6 protein-coding genes are annotated in these 4,610 nt (G+C 59.0%); 3 read left to right on the top strand and 3 right to left on the bottom strand.

Annotated features, from left to right (window positions below):
- Nucleotides 1-34: 34 nt before the first annotated feature.
- The 3 genes from G3T14_RS23120 to G3T14_RS23110 are packed head-to-tail and all read right to left on the bottom strand — an operon-like array spanning nucleotide 35 to nucleotide 2,249.
- Entirely contained in the window at nucleotides 35-1,024 is a 990-nt protein-coding gene (locus G3T14_RS23120; RefSeq protein WP_204263020.1) for a F0F1 ATP synthase subunit beta, read from the bottom strand.
- A gap of 4 nt (nucleotides 1,025-1,028) precedes the next feature.
- Nucleotides 1,029-1,427: an STAS/SEC14 domain-containing protein gene (locus G3T14_RS23115; RefSeq protein WP_163644846.1), complete on the bottom strand. Its 399-nt coding sequence runs from the start codon at nucleotides 1,425-1,427 to the stop codon at nucleotides 1,029-1,031.
- 15 nt (nucleotides 1,428-1,442) lie between these two features.
- On the bottom strand, nucleotides 1,443-2,249 hold the full coding sequence (locus G3T14_RS23110; RefSeq protein ID WP_348645333.1) for a slipin family protein: 807 nt from the start codon (nucleotides 2,247-2,249) through the stop codon (nucleotides 1,443-1,445).
- Nucleotides 2,250-3,733: 1,484 nt separating this feature from the next.
- On the opposite strand from G3T14_RS23110, the gene G3T14_RS25480 reads away from it, so the two are divergent.
- Genes G3T14_RS25480 through G3T14_RS25240 form a run of 3 tightly spaced genes read left to right on the top strand, consistent with a single transcriptional unit; the run spans nucleotide 3,734 to nucleotide 4,524 of the window.
- Nucleotides 3,734-4,009 carry a histidine kinase dimerization/phosphoacceptor domain -containing protein gene (locus G3T14_RS25480; RefSeq protein ID WP_281409849.1) on the top strand — a complete coding sequence of 92 codons (276 nt, stop codon included), beginning with the start codon at nucleotides 3,734-3,736 and terminating at the stop codon, nucleotides 4,007-4,009.
- A 20-nt stretch (nucleotides 4,010-4,029) separates the two neighbouring features.
- Entirely contained in the window at nucleotides 4,030-4,317 is a 288-nt protein-coding gene (locus G3T14_RS25245; protein WP_281409848.1) for a sensor histidine kinase, read from the top strand.
- A gap of 30 nt (nucleotides 4,318-4,347) precedes the next feature.
- Complete coding sequence (locus G3T14_RS25240; RefSeq protein ID WP_246733510.1) at nucleotides 4,348-4,524, top strand: hypothetical protein; 177 nt, start codon at nucleotides 4,348-4,350, stop codon at nucleotides 4,522-4,524.
- Nucleotides 4,525-4,610 lie beyond the last annotated feature (86 nt).

The raw sequence follows: 4,610 nt of genomic DNA, 5'->3' as shown, positions 1-4,610 counted from the left end.
TCGAGAAACGCAGCGCTACCCAAACCGCTCTCCACTAAACCGAAGCAAGTCCAGACAGGTGTGAGAAGGTGTGCACCGCCGCCGGATCGGTGAAGTCGTCCGCCGGCACATAGACGGCCTGGATGGAGGTGATGGCGCCGCTGTCGGTGTTAGCGATGCGCTCCTCGAGGCCTGAGAGCTCGGTGCCCATGGTGGGCTGATACCCCAGACGGGACGGCATCTGTCCCATCAAGCCGGACACCTCCATGCCGGCCTGGATGAACCGAAAGATGTTGTCCACCAGCAGCAGGACGTCACGCTGCTCGTCGTCGCGGAAGTATTCAGCCATGGTCAACGCGGCATGGCCGACACGGAAACGGGCGCCGGGCGGCTCGTTCATCTGGCCGAAAACCATCACCATATTCGGAAGCACGCCGGCATCCTTCATGGCCTCATAGAGTTCCTGGCCTTCGCGACACCGCTCGCCTATGCCGCAAAAGATGCTGACCCCGGCGTGGTGGCCGATCATGTTGTGAATCATTTCAGTGAGCAGCACGGTCTTGCCGACGCCCGCGCCGCCGAACAGCCCCGCCTTGCCGCCGCGTTCCAACGGCACAAGGACGTCGATGACCTTGATGCCGGTCTCAAAGATTTCCGACTTGGTGGACCGTCTCGTGAGCGACGGCGGGGCCCGATGGACCGAGCGCCACTCAACGCCGGACAAAGGTGTTCCGCGGTCAATGGGATCTCCGAACACATCGAACATCCTCGAGAGCACCGCCTCGCCTACAGGCGCTTTCAACGGTCCGCCGGTGTCCTCGACGGCCATTCCCCGAGCCAGGCCTTGGGTGGGTGTCAGTGAGATCCCGCGCACGTGGTGCTCGTCCTGCTGCGCCAGAACTTCGATCACGATCTGCCTGTCGGCTCCCGCGCGCAGCACGGAATAGATGGCTGGCAGATGATCTTCGAACCGGCTGTCGACCACACTGCCGCGCACGGCGGTGACGACGCCCAAGTTCACGGCCGGCAGGGAGCGGCGGATCATGGCTCTAAACTGTGCTGGTGTTCCACGTTTCAGCAGCCTTCGGACTTCGATCGGTGATCCATTGGAGGGCCTGGTCGGCGGCGCTCTTGTCGAACACCCTGATCTGTGGATGGAGGAAGACTTTGACCGCCCCCACCAGCCAATGCTGCCAGTCGTGCTGCGCGATAACGGCGATCCGCTCCACCCTCTTCTGATGGGTTTTCACGAAGGCGGCATGCTGTTCCAGGGCAGCCGTGCTGTCCCAGCCGTCCAACTGCGTCGCATCGATCAGGACCCGAACCTTGCCCTCATGCTTAAGGATGGAATCAAGTTTTTGGGCCAAGTGCGCGAAGTCGTCGGCGCTCAGTTTTACAGGCGCGATAATTTTCAGCACACCCGGGGAGATGACTTCGAGTTTTATCATGCGGCTACGACCGGATCACGAGATCGCCGGCGGAGCGGCGCGCGACGGTGCGTTCAGGGGCGCCTCGGAGAAGTTTTTTGCCTCTCCATTCGCCCCAGCAGATTTGGCGGCTTTCTCCTGCAGATCGAGGAAGGGCTTAATGATGTCGATCGGCATCGGGAAGATGATGGTGGAGTTCTGTTCGGCGCCGATTTCGGTGAGGGTCTGAAGGTAGCGCAACTGCATAGCGGCCGGAATGCTCGACAGGATCGTGGCGGCGTTGACGAGCGTCTGTGACGCCTGGAATTCTGCTTCGGCGTGAATGATCTTGGCGCGGCGATCCCGTTCGGCCTCGGCCTGCTTGGCGATGGCGCGGACCATATTTTCTGTCAGCTCGACGGTGCGAATCTCGACATTGCTGACTTTGATGCCCCAGGTTTCGGTCTGGGTGTCGAGGATGCTTTGCACGTCCTCGCTCAGCTTCTTGCGCTCCGAGAGCATCTCATCGAGCTCGTGTTGGCCCAGGACTGCCCGCAGCGTCGTCTGGGCCAACATGTTGGTGGCCGGCAGATAGTCCTGAACCTGAATGATCGCGCGCTCGGGGTCGACGACCTTGAAATAAAGCACGGCATCGACTTTCATCGACACGTTATCTCTTGATATGACGTTCTGTGTCGGAATTTCAATCACTTGGATTCGAAGGTCGACTCGAACCATTTCCTGAACGAAAGGTAGCAGAAGCACCAAGCCAGGGCCTCTAACACCTTGAAATTTGCCGAGAGTGAATACGACAGCCCGCTCGTACTGGCGCAGAATCTTTATGCTTGCGAACAAGCACACCATTACGAAAACGAATGCGATCGGACCTACAAAGACGAACGAGGAAAACATAGACTTAGTCCTTCGCGGAATAGCGACGTGCCGCCGATTTTAGGGCTGGCGAAAGCCTCGGAATTTACTCAGAAGGGCCCGCGTTGCGCTGGCGCAGCGACCATCTGCGGTCAAATAAAGTGGTGCCGTGTCCTGAGTATTTTCCGAGGCTGAGCGAGAGCCCGCAGTTGACCTACCGTAATATTAACTTGGGCGGACACCGCACAGCGCTGCGCCTTCTCCGGCCGCTTTATGCATCCGCCTGACAAAAGGTGCGCGTTCAAATGGCTCAAATGACGCCTTCGGCCAGAACCTCGCCTCTTGGATCTCGGTTCAACGCGTTTCTGTTCGCCTCAATTGACGAAGACTCGTCCGAAGCGCCGTTGAGTGTGGTTTCGGCGCTCGCGCGTTTGGATCTCGACCCATGGGAGGAAGCGGCTGATTTGACCGCACTGCCCAGAGACACCGCAGCGCAGCGTCTGGTCTCGCTATTGACCAAGCTCCCCGGCGGCCAGCTATCGCTTTCAGACCCCCAAACAATTGCAACGCGGCTCATTGCACTGCTACCGCACGCTGCCGGTCCCGACGTAGCGTCGGCCCAGCCTGCCGCCCGGGGTGGGGGATCTACACACGTTGATCCTGCCAAGGTCGTGATATTTTACTTGGCGGGGTGGGCCATCGCGATGGTCATTTCGGGCTTTACCGGCCATCCTACGAGAGCCCCTGCTAACGCCGCATCAGCGACCGCTGCAAGCACACCAACAGCGTCAGCCCCCAAGATTCAACGCTAAAACCAGGACGATCAACTGGCAGGAGGCCACATGTCCGACTAAACCACCCATCTCGACGCCAGCGACGGCGCCCGGGCTGCCCCGCCGGTCCGCGTCAAACCGCCGCCCGCTTACGACCAAGCAAAGGCGGTGCCGCAGCAAAGCGGTCACCCAGCGCCGGGACGCAAGCCGCTTTCCCGCAGCTGATACCATGGCGCTCAAGCACGACAAACGCTAAGTTCGATGGTTGAAAAAGGGCGAAGTTGAACACCGCCTCGCGCCCGAACGGCTTGCCTGAGGCGGAACTTGTCGGCGGCCAAGGCTGAGATTTCATCAAAAGGAATACAGTAGTGCGACCAACTAATGAAACGAACTTGGCTGCCAGGTCAGAAGCCGAGAAGAATCGTGACCGGACAAGAATGTGGGAAAGGGAAATCGACGCACAAAAGACGGATCGATCCGCATTGAGGCCTCTCAGTACGCTCGCTAGATCAAAATTATAACACCCGCCCTGTACCGAAATGCCGCGCCGCCAGCGCGTCCTTTTTCCAAGCCTTCGGCATCGAACCAACGACCGTTACAGGTCAAACAATTTACGAGCTTGGATCGGGGTAATGGGACAAGCCTCGTCTCCGGTCACTGCTGAACGCCACAGTGTCCGGGCAGGCAAAGGTAGAAGCCTACGAGATGGACCTCGACCGCCCCGGTCGCGGGGTCCGCCGGTTGGTTCTCAAGGCGCAGAAGCTTGAATATCGCGACCCGGAGAATGTCCGCCTGCTGATTACCGTAGCGGATGTCACTGATGCGCGCGCCGCAGAGAAGCTGAAGGACGATCTCGTGCGCGAGAAGGCTGTCCTGCTCCAAGAAGTGCAACACCGCGTGGCCAACAGCTTGCAGATCATCGCGAGCGTCCTGATGCAGAGCGCGCGCACGGTGAACTCCGACGAATCTAGCGGCACCTGAATGATGCCCATCACCGCGTGATGTCTATCGCCGCCGTCCAACGGCAATTAGCGGCAACGGGGACAAGCGACATCTCGCTTCGAGTTTATCTCGACCAACTTTGCCAGAGTATCGGCGCGTCGATGATCGCTGACCATGATCAACTGTCGCTGAGCGTTGATGTGGACGACAGCGTGGTTACAGCAGATGTCTCCGTCAGCCTTGGTTTGGTCGTGACCGAACTCGTCATCAATGCCCTGAAACATGCCTTTCCTAATCAGCGCGCCGGTAAGATCGCCGTCGGCTATCACTCTCATGGGCCAAACTGAACCCTATCAGTGGGTGACGATGGGGTAGGAATGCCCAAGGACAGAGAGACCGTGAAAGCGGGCCTTGGCACCAGCATCGTGGAAGCGTTAGCCAATCAATTGCAGGCCAAGATTGAGGTCGCCGATACCCATCCGGGGACGGCGATCTCTCTTGCCCACACGCAAATCTTCGCCATTCAGGGCGGGCCGACGAAAGCTGCAATTTAGGTTTCCAGCTATTTATTTGGACCCTAAATGGCTTAGAGTCCGTTTTGGAAAGTCACGGATGGGTGGTTCTGCGTAGCAGGTTTCCG

This window comes from Methylobacterium sp. BTF04, from assembly GCF_010692745.1.
In the GTDB taxonomy this organism is placed as follows: Bacteria; Pseudomonadota; Alphaproteobacteria; order Rhizobiales; family Beijerinckiaceae; genus Methylobacterium.
This window is presented reverse-complemented; position numbering and strand designations above follow the sequence as displayed.

Excerpts from the sequence above, each read along its gene's own strand:
- G3T14_RS23120 (WP_204263020.1), bottom strand. The coding sequence starts at position 1,024 with ATGATCCGCCGCTCCCTGCCGGCCGTGAACTTGGGCGTCGTCACCGCC.
- G3T14_RS23115 (WP_163644846.1), bottom strand. The coding sequence starts at position 1,427 with ATGATAAAACTCGAAGTCATCTCCCCGGGTGTGCTGAAAATTATCGCG.
- G3T14_RS23110 (WP_348645333.1), bottom strand. The coding sequence starts at position 2,249 with ATGGTGTGCTTGTTCGCAAGCATAAAGATTCTGCGCCAGTACGAGCGG.
- G3T14_RS25480 (WP_281409849.1), top strand. The coding sequence starts at position 3,734 with ATGGACCTCGACCGCCCCGGTCGCGGGGTCCGCCGGTTGGTTCTCAAG.
- G3T14_RS25245 (WP_281409848.1), top strand. The coding sequence starts at position 4,030 with ATGTCTATCGCCGCCGTCCAACGGCAATTAGCGGCAACGGGGACAAGC.
- G3T14_RS25240 (WP_246733510.1), top strand. The coding sequence starts at position 4,348 with ATGCCCAAGGACAGAGAGACCGTGAAAGCGGGCCTTGGCACCAGCATC.